The sequence below is a fragment of the Streptomyces sp. NPDC025806 genome, from assembly GCF_055558275.1.
Window position 1 is genome coordinate 22,912 of record NZ_JBVHMU010000004.1, and the last position, 19,291, is coordinate 42,202.

Below are 19,291 nucleotides of genomic sequence, written 5' to 3' on the forward strand. Positions count from 1 at the left end.
GCGCCGAACATAGCGGGGCCGCCCGACCCCGCCGGCGCGCCGCGCGCCCCGACGGCTCACAACTCGGGGGCGCTCACACCCGTACGAGTGAGGGCGTCCACCACCGCGTCCACCACGGCCTCCACGTCCGGCACCCAGGGCTCGGCCGAACCGGGCAGCGGCGCGCGCTCCCAGCGGACCGGGCCCGCGCCCGTCGTGGACGGCGGCAGGGTGATGTACCCGCCCTCGCCGTGGAAGCGCAGGGAGCCGGGGACGAAGTCCTTGGCGTACAGGAGCTCGCCGAGCTGCTCCATCGTGTAGGGCGCCACGAGGATCATGAGGCGCTCGGAGGTCGCGAGCACCGGGCCGAGCCGGATGCCCGCCCGGTCGAGGACCGCGAGCGCGCGGGCGCCCGCGGCGGCGGGCAGGCTCACGGCGCAGGGCGCGCGCCCGCCGGCCGGTCCGGAGGAGGCGCCGGTGGCGAGCACGATCGGCGCGTCGGGGCGCTTCGTCCACCACCAGCGGACCATGCGCGCGTCGGTCGTCGCCGCGAGCAGTCCGGGGTCGAACGGGTGTGCGCCGGGCACCGTGCACTCCGGGTCGGGGCACGCGCAGCGGACGCCGTCCCGGCGCCCCGCCGTCTCGAGCCCTATGCCGGGCAGAACCGGCCACCGCCACGCTGTCGCGAACGTGAGGGCCGCGCTGAGCAGGTCAGACTTCCCGTGGTCACGCCTGGACAGGAGCCTGCGTCGCCTTCCGGGGATCTCGCGCATGAGCGCTCGTTCCTTTCCGTTGACCGAAGAGAACGCTGTGGGCCACATCACACTATGTGTCGAACAGTCACTGCGCGTACATGGTGGAGCGCCTGGTACCGGCCGGGACCGCCGGCCTCGGGCAGGGGTGACCCCTATGGTCCGAGCGCCTGCTGTGTCCTTCAAAAGCCTGGCGTGGGGTGGCGACGCCTGGCGTTTGCCGTCCCGCGTATTTCTCGCCGCCTCCCTCGCGGGAGGATGGGGCACGGTCGTCGATGGTTATGACGCCCGGGTCCGTCACCAGGTTCCGGGGTCTCGATCCCAACTGGCCCTGGTCTTCACCGAGTACGTACCCATCGTGACCGTAGTGACGCTCCGTCGAACCAGGCCAGTCGACCGCAATACACCCATCCCCCGGTCAGTTTTTGGCCAAACTGGAATGGGACGAATCGGCAGGGTTTCGCACGGTCGATCCGAGAAGGGTCAGAGATCATGTCGAAACAGCAGTCACGTGACCACCACGGACACCAGGAATCCCAGCAGGACAATGCTGGACATCCCCTCTCCAGTGCGTGTAGATGTGGAACCACTGCTGGCGGCGCAGAGCTGATAAGGCTGACATGGGGGTTTGCCATGCAATGGAGCGAAATGCACCGGTCAGAAAGCCGGAAGCCATGACAACCCCGCGCCTGCCGAAAGTGGCCGGAATCGATGCCCCTTCTGGACAGGTTCCCCCTCCTGCCCACACGGTCTCGTCCGCCCCGGCCCCCGCACCGTCACGGACACCGGCCGCGTCGCCGCCGACGCCCGCCCCCTCCGCCCTGATCCAGGACCGCCTCGCCGGCTGGGTCTCGGACCTCACGACCCTGCACGAACTCACGGAGCGGCTCGCCCGCACCGCCGTGCTCGAGGACGCCCTGCACGAACTGCTGCGCGCCGGAGCCGCCCTGGTGGGCGCCCGGCGCGGTCTCGTCGTGCTCGAACCCGGCGACGGCCGCGGCCCTGACACCACCGTCGGCCTCGGCCTGTCCCGCCCCGACCTCGGTCACATCGAGACCGTGCCGCGCGGCGCCACCTCGTACGGGCGGATCCTCGACGGGCTCACCACCGACCCCGAGGTCCACACCGACCTGCTCTCCGAGGACGGGCTCGACCCGCGCCACCGCGAGGTCGCCGCCCGCCTCGGCTACGCGGCCAGCTACGCGCTGCCGCTCGCCACCGACGCCGCGGGCCGGATCGGCGCCGCCGTCTGGCTCTACGACGAGCCCGCCGAGCCCGTCGAGCGCCAACGCCACCTCGTGGGCCTGTACGCGCGCTACGCCACCGAGCACCTGGACCGCCTCCTCGAACTGGAGCGCACGCGCGCGTGGGCGCGCACGGTCTCCGACGAACTGCTGCCGCCCCGGCTCCCCCGCGTGGCCGGCGTCCAGCTCGCCGCGCGCCACCGCACCGGACCGCGCGGCGGCGGCGACTGGTACGACGCCCTGCCGCTGCCCGAGGGCGCGCTCGGCCTCGCCGTCGGCTCCGTCACCGGCTGCGGCGCGAGCGCGGTCGCCGCGATGGGCCGGCTGCGCGCCTCCCTGCGGGCGTACGCCGTCATGGAGGGCGAGGACCCGGTCGCGGTCCTGTCGGATCTCGAACTGCTGCTGCGGCTCACCGAGCCCGCGCGCAGCGCCACCGCCCTGTTCGCCTACTGCGAGCCCGCCCAGCGCAAGATCGTTCTCGCGGGTGCGGGACACAGCCCGCCGCTCCTGATCGGCGCCCGCCGCACCGAGTTCGTCGAGACGACGCTGTCCGCGCCACTCGGCATGCTCGCCTGCTGGGAGGCGCCGAGCACGGAGGTCGAGCCCGAACCGGGCGAAACGGTGCTGCTCTACACCGACGGGCTGCTGCACCGCACCGGCGACCCCATGGACCGCGCCTTCGCCCGGCTGCACGCGGCGGCCGCCGGCGTCCCGCGCACCATCCGCGACGACCCCGGCGCGATCGCCGACCACGTGCTGCACGCCGTGCTCCCCGACGGCCTCGACACCGCCGACAGCGACGAGGACGTCGTCCTCCTGGCCGCCCGCTTCGAGTAGGCGTCCGCGCACAGCCGGTAAGGGTCCTCCGGCCCTGGTCGCCCTTCCGTACGCTCGTACGATGGAGGGGGTCCATCGCCCTATACAGGCTGCAAACAGGAGGAACCGTGTCGCAGGAGCTCACCCCGGAGACCCCGGACGAAGAGCCCATCAAGCAGCGCAAGAACGGCCTCTACCCGGGCGTGTCCGACGAGCTCGCCGAGAACATGAAGTCCGGCTGGGCCGACACGGAGCTGCACGATCTGCGGCCCATCGCCCAGGCCGCCGAGACCGCCGCCCGCCGCAAGGCCCTCTCCGCCCGCTTCCCCGGCGAGCGCATCGTGGTCCCCGCGGGCAACCTCAAGACCCGCTCGAACGACACGGAGTACGCCTTCCGCGCCTCCGTCGAGTACGCGTACCTGACCGGCAACCAGACGGAGGACGGCGTCCTCGTCCTGGAGCCCACCGCGGACGGCCACAAGGAGACGATCTACCTCCTGCCGCGCTCGGACCGCGAGAACGGCGAGTTCTGGCTCGACGGCCAGGGCGAACTGTGGGTCGGCCGCCGCCACTCCCTCACCGAGGCCGCCACGCTCTACGGCATCCCCGCCTCGGACGTGCGCGAGCTCGCCGACGCGCTGCGCGAGGCCACCGGCCCCGTCCGCGTGGTGCGCGGCTTCGACGCCGGCATCGAGGCGGCCCTGGCCGACAAGGTCACCGCCGAGCGCGACGAGGAGCTGCGCGTCTTCCTGTCCGAGGCCCGCCTCGTGAAGGACGCGTTCGAGGTCGGCGAGCTGCAGAAGGCCGTCGACTCCACCGTGCGCGGCTTCGAGGACGTCGTGAAGGTCCTCGACAAGGCCGAGGCGACCTCCGAGCGCTACATCGAGGGCACGTTCTTCCTCCGCGCGCGCGTGGAGGGCAACGACATCGGCTACGGCTCCATCTGCGCCGCCGGCCCGCACGCCTGCACCCTGCACTGGGTCCGCAACGACGGCGCGGTCCGCTCCGGCGACCTGCTCCTCCTGGACGCGGGCGTCGAGACGCACACGTACTACACCGCCGACGTCACCCGCACGCTGCCGATCAACGGCACGTACAGCGCGATCCAGCGGAAGATCTACGACGCCGTGTACGAGGCCCAGGAGGCCGGTATCGCGGCCGTGAAGCCCGGCGCCAAGTACCGCGACTTCCACGACGCCGCGCAGCGCGTGCTCGCCGAGAAGCTCGTCGAGTGGGGCCTGGTCGAGGGCCCGGTCGAGCGGGTCCTGGAGCTCGGGCTGCAGCGCCGCTGGACGCTGCACGGCACCGGTCACATGCTCGGCATGGACGTCCACGACTGCGCCGTCGCGCGGACCGAGACGTACGTGGACGGCACGCTGGAGCCCGGCATGGTGCTCACCGTCGAGCCCGGTCTGTACTTCCAGGCCGACGACCTGACGGTGCCGCAGGAGTACCGCGGCATCGGCGTCCGGATCGAGGACGACATCCTCGTCACCGAGGGCGGCAACGAGAACCTGTCGTCCGGTCTGCCGCGGCGGGCCGACGAGGTCGAGGCGTGGATGGCCCGCCTCAAGGGCTGACCGTCGCCACAGAGCACAGAAAAACGCGCCCCTTGTAGTGGTCACACCGCTACAAGGGGCGCGTCCTTCTTCCACTTGAGGATCTTGTCGAAGCTGACGACGGCACCGCCGTGGCCCGGCCGGTTCTCGAAGTCGACGTGGTCGGAGAGTTCCTCGATGAGGCACAGTCCCCGGCCGTTCTCCGCGTGCGAGCTCGGCGCGCGGCCCCGCACGGCGGGGAAACCCGGACCGGAGTCGGCCACCTCGATGCGACAGCGCTCGCCCTCCAGGTAGGCCGTCACCTCGTACGCCCCCGAGGTGCCGCCCGTCTCGGACGCGCCGCCGTGCTCCACCGCGTTCGCACACGCCTCGCTGAGGGCGACGGACAGGTCGAAGGAGATGTCGGGGTCGACACCGGCCGTCTCCATGGCGCCCAGGAGGAGGCGTCGGGCGAGCGGGACGCTCGCCGCTTCGCGGCGCAGACGGAGGGACCACCAGATGCTCATGCTCCCGCCTCCCGGCCGCGGCTCGACATACCGATACGTATTGCCGTCACCGCCCGCGCGCAATCGCGCGGTTGACGTGATACCGCCCATATGGCGGATGCGATCCGTACTGTCCCCGTTGTAAAGGAGATCTCCAGGGAGCTCGACGGGGAGATTTCCGGACCTTGCGGACCTGCCGCACCGCGCCGAGGGGCCCAGTGCGATGATGAGGCCGCCATGTCTGCCCCCCACCCGCGCCAGGCGCGCAGCGCGGCCGATCTCCGGCTGCTGAGGGCCGCGGTGTTCGCCGCGGTCTGCGTCGTGCTGTCCGCGGCGGGGCACGTCCTCGGGTCCACGGCCACCGTCCCCCTGTGGACGCTCTCGCTGGGCTTCCTGACCGTCTTCTGCGCCGCCGTGCCCCTCGCGGGCCGCGAGCGCGCGCTGCCGGGCATCGCCGCCCTCCAGGGCGTCGGCCAGATCGGCCTCCACACGCTCTTCGGGGTCGGCCAGCAGCACAGCACCATGGCGATGGGGACCGCCGAACCGTCCGTGGTCGAGCGCGCCGCGCGGCTGATGTGCGGGGCGGGTGCCTCGGCGCTCAGCCCGGTCCAGGCGCAGCGGATCCTCGACGACGCCGGGCTGCCGAGCGGCGAGGCGCAGCACCACATGACCGGCGCGGCCGGCGCGATGGCGCTGATGCCGTCGCTGCCCATGCTGCTCGGGCACCTGCTCGCCGCCGCCGGCGCCGGCTGGCTGCTGCGCTGCGGCGACCTCGCCCTGAGCGGCGCCCTGCGGCTCTCGCGGGCCTCGGCGCAGATGGTCGCCGAGGGGGCGTTCGTACGGTCCCTGCGGGCGGCGCTCGCCCTCGTCCGCGTCCTGCGCGCGGGCCTCACGGAGGTTCCCTCGGGGCTCGGGTGCGCGCCGCGTGCCGGGTTCCCGGCGCCGCCGCGGCTGCGGGCCGCCGTGCTCCAGCACTCGGTGAGCCGGCGCGGGCCACCCGCCGAGGACGCGTTCCTTCTCGCTGCCTGACACGGCACCCGTACTCCACCTCCACCGCGTGACGCGGGAGGCGAGGCGTGCTGCCGTGCGGCACGCGCGCGTGCCCGTCTCCGGGCGCGCTCCTCATCCTCCGACGGACCCCTCAGGGGTCCCGCTCACTGTGGAGTTCTCCTCTCATGAAGAAGATGTCCCGCGCCGCTCTCGTCGGTGCCGCCGCCGTCTCCTCCGTCGCCCTGCTGTCCGTCCCGGCCTTCGCGCACGTGTCCGTGCAGCCCGAGGGTCCGGCCGCCAAGGGCGGGTACGCCGTGGTCGACTTCAAGGTGCCGAACGAGCGCGACGACGCCTCGACGGTCAAGCTCGAGGTCTCCTTCCCGACCGACCACCCGCTCGCCTCGGTGATGCCCGAGCCGGTGCCGGGCTGGGAGGCGAAGGTGACGAAGTCGAAGCTGGACAAGCCGCTGGAGATGCACGGCCAGAAGATCAGCGAGGTCGTCTCCAAGGTGACCTGGACCGCGACCGGTTCGGGTGACGACAAGGGCGTCCGGCCGGGCTACTTCCAGAAGTTCCCGCTCTCCATCGGCCAGCTGCCGACCGACACCGACCAGCTCGTCTTCAAGGCCCTCCAGACGTACGACGACAAGGAGGTCGTGCGCTGGATCGAGGCCCCGCAGGAGGGCCAGGAGGAGCCGGAGAGCCCTGCGCCGGTCCTCGCTCTGACGGCCGCCGAGGAGGACGGTCACGGGGCGGCGGGCGCCGCCGCCAAGGACGACAAGAAGCAGGCCTCGGCCTCCACCGAGGCCGCTTCCGACAGCTCCACCAGCGACACCACCGCCCGCACGCTCGGCATCGTCGGCATCCTCGTCGGCGCCGCCGGTGTGGCGTTCGGCGTCCTGGCGGGCCGTCGGCGTACCAACAACTGAGCCACCCTCGGTTCCGCGCCGGGGTCGCGGTGGGCGACCCCGGCGCGGGCCGGACCCTCACCTATGGGACGTTTTTCTATGCGCAACACCATGAAGAAGACGAGCAAGCAGTCGCGCGACAAGAAGGCGGGCAGGAAGACGCTGTTCGCCGCCGCCGGACTGGTCACGGCGGCCGCCTTCGCGCTCTCCGCGTGCGGCACCGGCAGCGACGACAGCGCCGAGCCGGTCACCGAGGTGTCGACCGAGGCCGGTTCGCAGAAGGCCGCGACCGTGCTCGACAAGCCGTTCGAGAAGCCGGACCTGGTCCTCACGGACACGCACGGCAAGAAGTTCGACCTGCGCGAGCGGACCAAGGGCAGGCCGACACTGATCTACTTCGGCTACACCCACTGCCCGGACGTCTGCCCGCTGACGATGAGCAACATCGCCGTCGCCAAGAAGGCCCTGCCCCGGTCCGAGCAGGACAAGCTCCAGGTCGTCTTCGTCACGACCGACCCGGACCGTGACACCCCGGCCGTGCTCGGCAAGTGGCTCAAGGCGCAGGACGCCGACTTCATCGGCCTGACCGGTGACTTCGCCACCATCCAGGGCGGCGCCCGCACCATCGGCATCTCCATCGAGCCGACCCAGAAGGACAAGAACGGCAAGCTCGTGTCGATGCACGGCACCCAGGTCATCGCGTTCTCGCCGAAGACCGACGCCGGTTACGTCCTGTACGGCGAGGACGCCACGGTGGACGACTACACCAAGGACCTGCCGAAGATCGTCAAGGGGGCCCGGCCGTGAGCCGCGTACGGACCCCGCTCGCACTCGGCGCCCTGACGCTGGCGGCGGGCCTCGCCCTCACCGCGTGCGGCTCCGGCTCCGCCGACGGGGACGCGGACGCGCCGGACCTGAAGGTCGAGGGCGCGTTCATCCCCGAACCCGCCTCCGGCGACATGGCGGCCGGCTTCTTCGTCGTCCACAACGGCGGCGCGGCCGACACCCTGAAGTCCGTCAGCAGCGAGATCGCCGGCCAGGTCACCCTGCACACGACCAAGGACGGCGTGATGAAGGAGCAGGAGTCGTTCGCGGTGCCCGCGAACGGCGAGCTGGACTTCGAGCGCGGCGCCAACCACCTCATGTTCGAGAACCTGAAGCGGAAGCCGAAGGAGGGCGACAAGGTGTCCGTGGAGCTGCACTTCGCCGAGTCCGGCACCGTGAAGGCCGACTTCCCGGTGAAGGCCGCCACCTACAACCCGACGTCGCACGCGTCTCATTGAGGGGCTGACCGCACGTGAAGACCATCGCTCCCCGTTTCCGGCACCTGGTGCTGCTGTTCCTCGCCGTCACCGGCGCGCTCCTGGCCGGTGCCGCTCCCGTGTCCGCGCACGCCGCGCTGACCGGCAGCGATCCCCAGCAGGGAGCGGTGGTCGAGACGGCGCCCAAGCGGGTGACGCTCACCTTCTCCGAGACCGTCGCCCTGTCGGACGACTCGCTGCGCGTGCTCGACCCCGCGGGCAAGCGGGTCGACGACGGCAAGGCGCGCGGCGCCGGTGGCACGAAGTACACCGTCGGCCTGCACTCCGGCCTGCCGGACGGCACGTTCACCGTCGCCTACCAGGTCGTGTCGGCCGACAGCCACCCCGTCTCGGGCGCCTTCACCTTCTCGATCGGCGCCCCCTCCAAGACCTCCGCGGTGCTGACCGACCAGAACGCGGGCGGAGGCGTCGTCGGCGCCCTCTACGGCGTCACGCGCTACCTCGCCTACGCGGGCTACGTGCTCCTCGTGGGCGGCGCCGTGTTCGTGCTCGCCTGCTGGCCGCGCGGCGCCGGGATCAAGCCGGTGCAGCGTGTCGTCGTGGCGGGCTGGACCGCGCTGACCGCCTCCACCATCGCCATGCTGCTGATGCGCGGCGCCTACACCGGCTCCGGGAAGCTCGGCGACGTCTTCGACATGACGCTGCTCGGCCAGGTCCTCCAGACGAAGTCCGGCGCGGCGCTCACCTCCCGGCTGCTGCTGCTCGCCGCCGCCGCGCTCTTCATCGCCGTCCTGTTCGGCGCCTATGTGAAGCGCGCCGAGGACGGCGACAAGAAGGAGCTCAAGGACCTCACCTTCGGGCTGGCCGTCGGTGGCGCGGTCGTCGCCGCCGGGCTCGGGGCCACCTGGGCCATGGCCGAGCACGCCTCCACCGGCATCCAGACCGGCGTCGCGATGCCCGTCGACGTACTGCACCTGCTGGCCGTCGCCACCTGGTTCGGCGGGCTGAGCGCGCTGCTCGTCGCGCTGTACCGGGCGCCCTCGATCGAGGCCTCGGCGGTGCGCCGCTTCTCCCGGGTCGCGTTCGGCAGCGTCGTCGTGCTCGCGGCGACCGGGCTCTACCAGTCGTGGCGGCAGGTCGGCTCCTGGTCGGCGCTGACCGGCACCCGCTACGGACAGCTGCTCCTGATCAAGATCGGGCTCGTGGCGCTACTCGTCGGCATCGCCTGGATCTCCCGCCGCTGGACCGGCCGGATCGCCGAGCAGGCGCTCACCGCGACCGTGGTCGAGCAGCGGACGGCCGGGACGAAGGAGCCGGTCGAGGTCGGGGGCGGTGCCCAGAGCAAGGCGGACGCGGGGTCCTCCGGGTCCTCCGGGTCCTCCGGGTCCTCCGGGTCCTCCGGGTCCTCCGGGTCCTCCGGGTCCGGCAAGAGCGGCGGCAAGGACGGCGAGAGCCCCGAACGGGCCGCGCAGCTCGCCCGGCAGCGCGCCGCGATGGCCAGCGCCCGCGAGAAGCGGGTGCGCGACGCCGACCCGCAGCGCTTCGGACTGCGCCGCTCGGTGCTCGCCGAGGCCGGCGTCGCCGTGGTCCTGCTCGTCGTCACCACGATCCTGACCAGCACCGAGCCGGGCCGTACGGAGGAGGAGGCCAAGGCCGCGGGCGCCGCCGCGCAGACGCAGGCGGGGCCGGTCTCCCTGAAGATGCCGTTCGACACGGGCTCCGCCGACGGCAAGGGCTCGGTCCTGCTCGACGTGGACCCGGGCCGCACCGGCGACAACGACATGCACGTCTATGTGCTGCGCCCCAACGGCAAGGCCTTCGACGTCCCCGAGGTGAAGGTCGCCTTCACCCAGGAGGCGAAGAAGATCGGCCCGCTGTCCGTCGTGCCCGACCGCATCGCCACGGGACACTGGACCGCGAGCGGCGTACAGATACCCGTGGCGGGCGAGTGGAAGATCGCGGTGACCGTGCGCACCTCCGACATCGACCAGGCGACCGTCACCAAGAACGCGAAGATCGGCTGAACCACCATGGCTGACACCCAGAGCCGTACGGCCACGGACACCTCCGGGCCCGGCACCACCGGCATCTCCCGCCGCCGCCTGATCGGCACGGCCGGGGCGACCGGCGTCGCCCTCGGCGCCGTCGGAGCGGGCGCCGGATACGCCGTGGCCTCGGCGAACGCGCCGGAACAGCAGGCCGCGCTGACCTCGCTCGGCGCGGACCGGGTGATGTTTCACGGGAAACATCAGCCGGGGATCACCACGCCGATGCAGGCCCGCGGCCATGTCGTGGCGTTCGACCTCGCGGCCGGAGCAGGGCGCAAGGAGGCGGCCGCGCTGCTGCGCCGCTGGTCGGCGACGGCCGAGCGGCTGATGGCAGGGGAGCCCGCCGGCGCGGACGACACGGACGTCGCGCGGGACGCGGGCCCCTCCTCGCTGACGATCACCTTCGGTTTCGGGCACAGCTTCTTCGCCCGTACCGGCCTGGAGAAGCAGCGGCCGGGCGCGCTCGACCCGCTGCCGGACTTCTTCTCCGACCACCTCGACAAGGCGCGCAGCAACGGCGACCTGTGGGTGCAGATCGGCGCGAACGACTCGCTGGTCGCCTTCCACGCCCTGCGCGCGATCCAGAAGGACGCGGGCGGGGCGGCGAAGGTGCGCTGGCAGATGAACGGCTTCAACCGTTCGCCCGGCGCCACCGCTCACCCGATGACCGCCCGCAACCTCATGGGCCAGGTCGACGGCACCAACAACCCGAAGCCGACCGACACCGACTTCGACCGGCGGATCTTCGTGCCCGGCTCGGGCTCCCCCGACTGGATGGCGAACGGTTCGTACGCCGTCGTGCGCCGCATCCGGATGCTGCTCGACGACTGGGAGAAGCTCGGCGCGTCGGCCCAGGAGGCGGTCATCGGGCGCCGGAAGTCGACGGGCGCCCCGCTCAGCGGCGGCTCCGAGACGACCGAGCCGGACCTGGAGAAGACGGGCCCGGACGGTGATCTCGTGGTGCCGATCAACGCGCACGCCCGCATCAGCCGGCCGGACCAGAACGGCGGGGCCGCGATGCTGCGCCGCCCGTTCTCCTTCCACGACGGCATCGCGGCGGACGGCTCGCCGGACGCGGGCCTGCTGTTCATCTGCTGGCAGGCGGATCCGCTGCGCGGTTTCGTGCCGGTGCAGCGCAAACTCGACCGGGGCGACGCCCTGTCGGAGTTCATCCGGCACGAGTCGAGCGGCCTGTTCGCCGTGCCGGGCGGCGCCACGAAGGGCGGATACGTGGGGCAGTCCCTGCTGGAGGGCTGAGCCCGGCCAGGACCCGGGGCGGACCGGGCCCTGGCCGCATTAGGGTGACTGCATGCCAGCCAGCTACGCGTATCTCGGCCCCGAGGGCACCTTCACCGAAGTCGCCCTGCGCACGCTCCCGGAGACGGCCACCCGGGAGCTGGTCCCCATGGTGTCGGTGCCGGCGGCGCTCGACGCCGTCCGGGCCGGCGAGGCCGAGGCCGCGTTCGTGCCGATCGAGAACTCGGTCGAGGGCGGCATCACGACGACGCTCGACGAGCTCGTCGCGGGCGAGCCGCTGATGATCTACCGCGAGGTGCTGCTCGACATCACCTTCGCGCTGCTCGTGCGGCCCGGTACGCAGCTGTCGGACATCAAGACGGTGACGGCGCACCCGGCGGCCCAGCCCCAGGTGCGGAACTGGATGAAGACCCATCTGGCGGGCGACGTGACCTGGGAGTCCGCGGCGTCGAACGCGGACGGTGCCCGGCTCGTGCAGGAGGGCCGCTTCGACGCCGCGTTCGCCGGTGTCTTCGCGGCCGAGCGCTACGGGCTGACCCCCCTGGTCACCGACATCCACGACGCGGAGAACGCGCAGACCCGGTTCGTCCTGGTGGGCAGGCCGGCCCGGCCCGCGGCGCCGACCGGGGCCGACAAGACGTCCGTGGTCATCTGGCAGAGCGACGACCACCCCGGCGGGCTGATGGAGCTGCTGCAGGAGTTCGCGATCCGCGGGGTCAACCTGGTGCTGCTGCAGTCCCGGCCGACCGGCACGGGGATCGGTGACTACTGCTTCGCGATCGACGCCGAGGGGCACATCTCGGACCGCCGGGTGGCGGAGGCGCTGATGGGGCTGAAGCGGAGGTGCCCGCAGGTGCGGTACCTCGGCTCGTATCCGCGGGCGGGCGTCTCCGTCGCGGACGTGCGGACGCCGCGGGCCGGGACCTCGGATGGTGAGTTCATGGCCGCGTCGGACTGGCTGGCCCGCTGCCAGGACGGCCGCTTCTAGCTCCGTTTCCCACAGCCGGGCCCGGTTTTCCACCGTCGGGCCCGGCTCTTCGCGGTCTGGACCACCGGTCCTACCAGCGGATTTTCTTCATCCACAGAAGTTATCCACAGGTGCCCTTCTCGACCTGGGGACAAGTCGACAGGAAGGGGCGATTCCGTCGACAAATCGCCCTACCGACCCCAACTCCCTCCACAGGCCCGCACGTCACCCCTCGTCCACCCATTTCCGTCGATCAACTCTTCAGAGTGAAGCATTTCCACCCGAAAGTGAGTCCGAAGCGGGTTTGGATCGAGAATGCTTCGCTCCACATGCGGCTTTCGGAACGATCTCTTCCGCAGTCCACAGATCTCCCGCACAGCCTGTGGATAACTTTTCGGAACGGTGAATTCCTGTGGATGGCGAGCGCCAAATTCCGTACGCCGCAAGGGAGTCAGGTCAAGGCCCCGCCCGCCCGCTGCCCCTATTCAGGGACCGGCCCGCTTTTCCTTGACGGGGTTCCCGATCTTGCATTCCAGGCTAAATGCACATTCCGGCAAATGGGACATAAACCGCCGTTTCGCCGGGCCCCGGATATCGGGGCATGAGCCGCGAGCGCACGACGGTAGCCTTGAGGGGTGATTGACCTTCGCCTGCTCCGTGAGGACCCCGACCGTGTTCGCGCCTCCCAGCGCGCCCGTGGAGAGGACGTCGCCCTCGTCGACTCCGTCCTGTCCGCCGACGAGCGGCGCAGGTCGTCCGGGCTCCGCTTCGACGAACTCCGCTCCGAGCAGAAGGCGCTCGGCAAGCTCATGGGCAAGGCCACGCCCGAGGAGCGCGCGGAGCTGCTCAAGAAGGGCGAGGCCCTCAAGGCCGAGGTGAAGGCGGCCGAGGCCGAGCAGCGCGAGGCCGAGGAGGAGACCAAGACCCTCGCCCTCCAGCTGGGCAACATCGTGCACCCCGACGTCCCGCGCGGCGGCGAGGAGGACTTCGTCGTCCTGGAGACGCACGGCACGATCCGTGACTTCGGCGCCGAGGGCTTCGAGCCCAAGGACCACCTGGAGCTCGGCGAGGCGCTCGGTGCCATCGACGTCGAGCGGGGCGCGAAGGTCTCCGGCTCGCGCTTCTACTACCTGACGGGCGTCGGCGCCCTCCTGGAGCTCGCGCTCGTCAACGCGGCGATCGCCCAGGCCACCGAGGCCGGCTTCATCCCGATGCTGACCCCCGCACTGGTGCGCCCGCGCGCCATGGAGGGCACGGGCTTCCTCGGCCAGGCCGCGGAGAACGTGTACCACCTGGAGAAGGACGACTACTACCTGGTCGGCACCTCCGAGGTCCCGCTCGCCGCGTACCACATGGACGAGATCCTCGACGCGAGCCAGCTGCCGCTGCGCTACGCGGGCTTCTCCCCCTGCTTCCGCCGCGAGGCCGGCACGTACGGCAAGGACACCCGCGGCATCTTCCGCGTGCACCAGTTCGACAAGGTCGAGATGTTCTCGTACATCGACCCGGCCGACGCGGAGAACGAGCACAAGCGGCTCCTGGAGTGGGAGAAGCAGTGGCTGACCGGCCTCGAACTGCCCTTCCAGGTGATCGACGTCGCCACGGGTGACCTCGGCTCCTCGGCCTCGCGCAAGTTCGACTGCGAGGCGTGGATCCCGACCCAGGGCAAGTACCGCGAGCTGACCTCGGCGTCGAACTGCGACGGGTTCCAGGCCCGTCGTCTGTCGGTCCGCATGCGCGACGGCAAGAAGGTCCAGCCGCTCGCCACGCTGAACGGCACGCTGTGCGCCGTTCCGCGCACGATCGTCGCGATCCTGGAGAATCACCAGCAGGCCGACGGCTCCGTACGGGTGCCCGAGGTCCTGCGCCCGTACCTGGGGGGACGAACGGTTCTCGAGCCCAAGTAGGGCGTTCGTGAACCCGCGTCACAACTGTCTGGAGCCGATCACCAAGTGAGCCAGCCCGCTCCGATTGCACCCGCCGCCTTTCCGTACCGGCTCGTCGCGACCGACCTCGACGGGACGCTGCTGCGTCCCGACGAGACGGTCTCGGAGCGCACGCGGGAGGCGCTCGCCGCGGCCACCGCGGTGGGCGCGGCGCACATCGTCGTCACCGGCCGGGCCGTGCCCTGGACCCGGCACATCCTCGACGACCTCGGTTACGAGGGACTCGCGGTGTGCGGCCAGGGCGCGCAGGTCTACCACGCGGGGGAGCACCGCCTCCTGACCTCCGTGACGCTCGACCGGCAGCTGGCGGGGCTCGCCCTGTCGAAGATCGAGGCCGAGACCGGCCCGCTGGCGATCGCCGCGAGCCGCGACGGCATCGAGGGCGAGGTGATCGTCGGCCCCGGCTACCAGGTGCAGGAGGGGCCGCTCCCGGTCATCCCGTTCACGGACGTCTCCGATCTGTGGGCGGCGCCGCTCAACAAGGTCTACGTCCAGCACCCGACCCTGTCGGACGACGAGCTGGCCGCGGTCGCCCGCGCGGTGGCGGGCGATCTCGTGGGCATCGTGATGGCCGGTCCGGGCGTCGTGGAGCTGCTGCCGCTGGGTCTGTCGAAGGCCACAGGTCTGTCGCTCGCGGCGCGCCGGCTGGGCGCGAAGGCGGCGACCACCATCGCGTTCGGCGACATGCCCAACGACATCCCGATGTTCGGCTGGGCCGCGCACGGTGTGGCGATGGCCAACGCGCACGACGAGCTGAAGGCCGTGGCCGACGAGGTGACGACGTCGAACGCGGACGACGGCATCGCGGTGGTCCTGGAGCGTCTGCTCGGCTGAGTGCCGGGCTCTTGAACTGGTTGCGCTTGCGGAGGATGCGCGGATCGAACGCGCGCGGGGCTTCCACCCCGACGACGGCTTAGCAAGCCGCTGCCTTACCACTCGGCCAATCCTCCGGGTGGGCGGCCCACGCGCCCCGAAGGGCACGTGCTCGAAGCGGCCGCCCCGGGCAGCACCCCTGGGGCGGGGCTCGACGGAGTGCAGTGACTACTCCGGAGCCTGCCTCGGGCTGCCCTGCCGGGAGCTCGACGGACTGTTGAACTTCATCGTCGCGCTCCTCTCCCGGTAGGTGGCCCGCCGGAGCCTGACGCCCCGGCGCGGTGACTCAACTACTGTGCCGCGCCGGACCGTTCACCGCCACCGATTAAAAGCCCGGGGCCTGCGGGCCCGGAGTCAGGGGCGCCGCCATCTGCGGCGCCCGGCCTTGCCGAAGAACCACCCCGCGGCCTACTCCTCGCCCGCCAGGGTCAGGGCGCGGAGCTTCTGGCCCGCGTACCAGGTGGCCAGGACCGTGACCGCCACCAGGAGGACCGTCGCGAGGGGGAGGCCGACGTCCGAGGTGACGAGGTCGCCCCCGGCCACCTTGTGGGCGACCGCGAGGGACCACTGCTGCACGCTGAGGGTGCGGGCGCCGGCGACCAGGGAGCCGAAGAGCGCCTCCCACACGAGGGCGTAGACGAGGCCGAAGACGACCGCGTGGCGGGTCACCGTGCCGAGCAGCAGGAAGATCGCGGCGTACGCGATGGAGGCGACGAGGGCCGCGACCGTGTAGGCGACGGCGATCTGCTGCCCGTTCCCGTTCAGGATCAGGCCCGCGATCAGGGTCGGGACGGCGGAGAAGACCATGGTGACGGCGACGGCCACGATGAGCTTGGTGAAGATGATCGTGGGCCGCTTCACGGGCTTCGACAGGAGATAGACCACGGAGCCGTCGTCGATCTCGGGGCCGATCGCGCCGGTGCCGGCGATGACGCCGATGAGCGGCACCATCGTGGCGAGCGCGAAGCCGCCGAGGACGTCGGACGCGGTCTGGTCGTCGGCGCCGGTGAGGCCGCGGACCAGCGCCGAGATGCCGATGAGCAGCACGGGCAGGGCGAACAGGATGAGGGCCCGGCGGCGGCCGAGCAGGGCCCGGTAGGTGAGCCGGGCGACAGTGGGGTCGTACATCAGGGCCTCCTACGCCGTGACTAGGCCGCGACCAGATACGAGAAGACGGACTCGAGGGATTCGTCGGACGGCGAGACGCTGAGCAGGCGGATGCCGTGCGCCTGCGCGACCTTCGGCAGCAGCACCGTGAAGCGGCCGAAGTCGACGGCCTGGACGCGCAGCGCGCCTTCCTTGAGGTCGACCTCGATGCCGGCGGTGGACGGGTCCGCGATCAGTGCGGCGGCCAGGGCGCGGTCGTCGCTGGAGCGGATCAGATAGCGGTGCGGGCGGTCGGTCATCAGGCGGCGGATCTTGCGGAAGTCACCGCTGGCCGCGTGCCGTCCGGCGACGATCACCTCGATGTGGGAGGCGAGTTGCTCGACCTCCTCGAGGATGTGCGAGGAGAAGAGCACCGTGCGGCCCTCGTCGCCCATGCGCCGCAGCAGGTCCATGAGCTGCATGCGCTGACGCGGGTCCATACCGTTGAACGGCTCGTCCAGGAGGAGCACGGACGGGTCGTGGACGAGCGCGGAGGCCATCTTCACGCGCTGGCGCATGCCCTTGGAGTACGTCGAGATCTTGCGGTCCTGCGCGTACTCCATCTCCACGGTGGCGAGGGCCCGCCCCGCCTCCTTCTTGCCGAGGCCGTGCAACTCGGCGTTGGCGACGACGAATTCGCGTCCCGTGAGGAAGTCGTACATGGCCTCGCGCTCGGGGACGATCCCGATGTGGCGGTAGATCTGCTCGTTGCGCCAGATCGGCTGCCCGTCGAGGGTGACCGAGCCGTTGGAGGGGGCGAGGAAGCCGCCCATCATGTTGATGAGCGTGGACTTGCCCGCTCCGTTGGGGCCGAGCAGGCCCGTGACGCCGGGGCCGACCGTCATGGTGATGTCGTTGACGGCGACCACGTTGCCGAACCAGCGCGAGACGTGGTCGATGTTGATGGAGGTCACAGCCCGACCTTCCGGTAGCGGCGCATCAGCAGCCCGTAGGAGCCGGCGATGAGGCCGAGGACGACGAGGAGGTAGATCACGCCCTGGCCGGACGAGGGGCCGTGCGCGCCGGGGAAGGCGGACGTGGCACCCAGGAAGGCGGTCTGCACGCCGTCGATGAGCGTGATCGGCGAGAACAGGCCGAGCCAGGAGACCGCGCCGCCGTTGTCCTGCGCGTCGGCGATCGCCTGGACGGTGGAGACGGCGCCGAAGGAGATCGTCAGGACGGCGATCACGGCGGCGATGCCGAAGCCGCGGCGCGGGGTGACGGCGGAGACGACGAGGCCGATGCCGGCGAGGAGCAGTGACAGCAGTGCCACGGAGACCAGTCCCTGGGCGAATCCCTCGGTCTGCTCGGCGAAGTCGAGCTTGGCGAGCAGTGCGCCTACGTAGAGGACGATGAGCGGCGCGGCGGTGAGGATGAACAGGGCGGAGGTCATGGCGGCGAACTTGGCCGCCACGTAGTCGCCGCGTTCGATGGGGCGCGAGAAGTAGAGCGGTACGGACTTGAAGCGCAGGTCGCGCGAGACGGCCTGGGGCGCCTGTGAGGCCACGTAGAGGGCGATCACCGCCTGGAGGACGATCGCGTAGCGCGTGTAGTCGAGCGGCAGGTCCTTCGCCTTGGTGGTGACGGCGACCGCGACCATGATCAGCGCGGGCACGCACATCACCACGAAGAGCAGCATGGGCAGCACCTTCGACTTCGCCGAGCGGCCCAGGCCGTACGCGCCGCGCAGGCTCTGCGAGAAGAGCGAGCGACGGGCGTAGGCGCGGCCGAGGCGCGGGCCGTCGTAGTGGCGGTAGCCGATGTTGTGGATCTGGGTGGACGCACGGTCCGTGGGCATGGGCTCAGTGGTCATCGTGGCCGCCTCCCGTCTGCTGTGCCGCCACGGGGGCGAGGGGTTCCTGCTGGTCGTCGGCCGGGCGGAAGACCTCCGCGATGTGGTGCCGGCGCTGCTCCATGCGCACCAGGCCGAGGCCGAGGTCGGCCACGACGTCGCGCACGAGGTCGTAGGTCTGCTCGCCCTGGGCGGTGAGCAGGACGATGTGCCCGGCGCCGGGCAGTTCGCCGCCGGTGTGGGTCTCGACGCCGCGTCCGGCGAGGGCCTCGCGCAACGCGCGCGTGCCGTCGGGGTGTGCGTCGCTGTCGGTGACCTCGACGGCGAGCGTCGCGGTGCTCTGGGTGAAGTCCTGGGTGGAGCTGGAGCGGAGCAGCTTGCCGCCGTCGATCACGACGACGTGGTCGCAGGTGCGCTCCAGTTCGCCGAGCAGGTGCGAGGTGACGAGGACCGAGATGCCGAACTCGGAGTGGACGCGGCGGATCAGGTCGAGCATGTCGTCGCGGCCGACCGGGTCGAGGCCGTTGGTCGGCTCGTCCAGGAAGACCAGCTGCGGGTCGTGGACGAGGGCCTGGGCCAGCTTCACGCGCTGCTTCATGCCGGTCGAGTAGCCGCCGATGGGCCGGTAGCGCTCCTCGTACAGGCCGACGTGGCGCAGCGTGTCCGCCGTGCGTTCGCGGGCGGCGGTGGGCGGCAGACCCGACATGCGCGCCATGTGGACGACGAACTCGGTGGCCGAGACGTCGGGCGGCAGGCAGTCGTGCTCGGGCATGTACCCGACCCGCTCGCGGATCTCGGCGCCCTTGGTCGCGACGTCGAGCCCGAGCACTTCGGCTCGGCCCTCCGAGGCGGGGGACAGACCCAGCAGGATCTTGATCATGGTGGACTTGCCGGCTCCATTGGCTCCGACGAGTCCGGTCACCCCGGGCTCGATGTCCATGGTCAGCCGGTCAAGCGCGGTCACCCGGGGGAACCGCTTGCTCAGGCTTTCGGTCGCGATCACAGTCACGCTTCGACGCTAGTGGCGCAGGCCACAACTGACGTCAGACCGTGGGGTCGACCTCGTATGAGACCTGAGGCGTACGGGTCCCTAGGGGGTCAGCCTCCAGTAGTGGCCCGGGACCGGCGCGTCACTCGTCGCGGTGGCCCGGTTGTGCACATCGCGGATGTTTTCCACAGTCTGCCGCAGGGCCCTTGACGTCGACGCCGGTCATTGTCACATTCATCAGTGTCAAGTTACGAGCGCGTACGGCGACGTCCCGGTCAC

17 protein-coding genes and 1 tRNA gene are annotated in these 19,291 nt (G+C 71.3%); 11 read left to right on the forward strand and 7 right to left on the reverse strand.

Annotation, left to right across the window (positions count from 1 at the left end):
- Positions 1-56: 56 nt before the first annotated feature.
- Positions 57-752, reverse strand: coding sequence for a bifunctional DNA primase/polymerase (locus ACZ4E1_RS10110; protein WP_467537680.1), 696 nt, complete (start codon positions 750-752; stop codon positions 57-59).
- Between the two features lie 653 nt (positions 753-1,405).
- Here ACZ4E1_RS10110 and ACZ4E1_RS10115 point away from each other — a divergent pair.
- Together ACZ4E1_RS10115 and ACZ4E1_RS10120 are read left to right on the forward strand one after the other, a co-directional pair.
- On the forward strand, positions 1,406-2,812 hold the full coding sequence (locus ACZ4E1_RS10115; protein WP_467537682.1) for a PP2C family protein-serine/threonine phosphatase: 1,407 nt from the start codon (positions 1,406-1,408) through the stop codon (positions 2,810-2,812).
- Positions 2,813-2,919: 107 nt separating this feature from the next.
- Positions 2,920-4,371, forward strand: coding sequence for an aminopeptidase P family protein (locus ACZ4E1_RS10120; RefSeq protein WP_467537683.1), 1,452 nt, complete (start codon positions 2,920-2,922; stop codon positions 4,369-4,371).
- A gap of 41 nt (positions 4,372-4,412) precedes the next feature.
- Here ACZ4E1_RS10120 and ACZ4E1_RS10125 read toward each other — a convergent pair whose 3' ends face one another.
- Complete coding sequence (locus ACZ4E1_RS10125) at positions 4,413-4,856, reverse strand: ATP-binding protein (RefSeq protein WP_467537684.1); 444 nt, start codon at positions 4,854-4,856, stop codon at positions 4,413-4,415.
- Positions 4,857-5,072: 216 nt separating this feature from the next.
- On the opposite strand from ACZ4E1_RS10125, the gene ACZ4E1_RS10130 reads away from it, so the two are divergent.
- The 9 genes from ACZ4E1_RS10130 (at position 5,073) to ACZ4E1_RS10170 (ending at position 15,047) form a co-directional block, all read left to right on the forward strand.
- Positions 5,073-5,864 (forward strand): hypothetical protein, encoded by a 792-nt coding sequence (locus ACZ4E1_RS10130; protein ID WP_467537686.1) that lies wholly within the window; start codon positions 5,073-5,075, stop codon positions 5,862-5,864.
- Positions 5,865-6,010: 146 nt separating this feature from the next.
- A complete protein-coding gene (locus ACZ4E1_RS10135; RefSeq protein ID WP_467537688.1) occupies positions 6,011-6,754 on the forward strand; it encodes a YcnI family copper-binding membrane protein in 744 nt (247 codons plus the stop codon).
- A 78-nt stretch (positions 6,755-6,832) separates the two neighbouring features.
- Positions 6,833-7,540, forward strand: coding sequence for an SCO family protein (locus ACZ4E1_RS10140; RefSeq protein WP_467537690.1), 708 nt, complete (start codon positions 6,833-6,835; stop codon positions 7,538-7,540).
- A complete protein-coding gene (locus ACZ4E1_RS10145) occupies positions 7,537-8,016 on the forward strand; it encodes a copper chaperone PCu(A)C (RefSeq protein WP_467537692.1) in 480 nt (159 codons plus the stop codon). The genes ACZ4E1_RS10140 and ACZ4E1_RS10145 overlap by 4 nt, the downstream gene beginning before the upstream one ends.
- Before the next feature lie 14 nt (positions 8,017-8,030).
- Positions 8,031-10,019: a copper resistance CopC/CopD family protein gene (locus ACZ4E1_RS10150; RefSeq protein WP_467537694.1), complete on the forward strand. Its 1,989-nt coding sequence runs from the start codon at positions 8,031-8,033 to the stop codon at positions 10,017-10,019.
- A 6-nt stretch (positions 10,020-10,025) separates the two neighbouring features.
- Positions 10,026-11,300, forward strand: coding sequence for an iron uptake transporter deferrochelatase/peroxidase subunit (efeB, locus tag ACZ4E1_RS10155; protein WP_467537696.1), 1,275 nt, complete (start codon positions 10,026-10,028; stop codon positions 11,298-11,300).
- A 52-nt stretch (positions 11,301-11,352) separates the two neighbouring features.
- Positions 11,353-12,288, forward strand: coding sequence for a prephenate dehydratase (gene pheA, locus ACZ4E1_RS10160; RefSeq protein WP_467537698.1), 936 nt, complete (start codon positions 11,353-11,355; stop codon positions 12,286-12,288).
- A 614-nt stretch (positions 12,289-12,902) separates the two neighbouring features.
- Positions 12,903-14,174, forward strand: a complete 1,272-nt coding sequence (gene serS / locus ACZ4E1_RS10165) for a serine--tRNA ligase (protein WP_467537700.1) — start codon at positions 12,903-12,905, stop codon at positions 14,172-14,174.
- A 45-nt stretch (positions 14,175-14,219) separates the two neighbouring features.
- Complete coding sequence (locus ACZ4E1_RS10170; RefSeq protein ID WP_467537702.1) at positions 14,220-15,047, forward strand: HAD family hydrolase; 828 nt, start codon at positions 14,220-14,222, stop codon at positions 15,045-15,047.
- Positions 15,048-15,076: 29 nt separating this feature from the next.
- Here ACZ4E1_RS10170 and ACZ4E1_RS10175 read toward each other — a convergent pair.
- The 5 genes from ACZ4E1_RS10175 to ACZ4E1_RS10195 all read right to left on the reverse strand — a co-directional run bounded on the left by ACZ4E1_RS10175 (position 15,077) and on the right by ACZ4E1_RS10195 (position 19,027).
- Positions 15,077-15,163, reverse strand: a tRNA-Ser gene (locus tag ACZ4E1_RS10175).
- Positions 15,164-15,494: 331 nt separating this feature from the next.
- Positions 15,495-16,214 carry an ABC transporter permease gene (locus ACZ4E1_RS10180; protein WP_467537704.1) on the reverse strand — a complete coding sequence of 240 codons (720 nt, stop codon included), beginning with the start codon at positions 16,212-16,214 and terminating at the stop codon, positions 15,495-15,497.
- 20 nt (positions 16,215-16,234) lie between these two features.
- Complete coding sequence (locus ACZ4E1_RS10185) at positions 16,235-17,146, reverse strand: ABC transporter ATP-binding protein (protein ID WP_467537706.1); 912 nt, start codon at positions 17,144-17,146, stop codon at positions 16,235-16,237.
- Positions 17,143-18,045: an ABC transporter permease subunit gene (locus ACZ4E1_RS10190; protein ID WP_467537708.1), complete on the reverse strand. Its 903-nt coding sequence runs from the start codon at positions 18,043-18,045 to the stop codon at positions 17,143-17,145. Before ACZ4E1_RS10190 ends, ACZ4E1_RS10185 begins: the two co-directional genes overlap by 4 nt.
- Positions 18,035-19,027 carry an ABC transporter ATP-binding protein gene (locus ACZ4E1_RS10195; protein WP_467538541.1) on the reverse strand — a complete coding sequence of 331 codons (993 nt, stop codon included), beginning with the start codon at positions 19,025-19,027 and terminating at the stop codon, positions 18,035-18,037. Before ACZ4E1_RS10195 ends, ACZ4E1_RS10190 begins: the two co-directional genes overlap by 11 nt.
- Positions 19,028-19,291 lie beyond the last annotated feature (264 nt).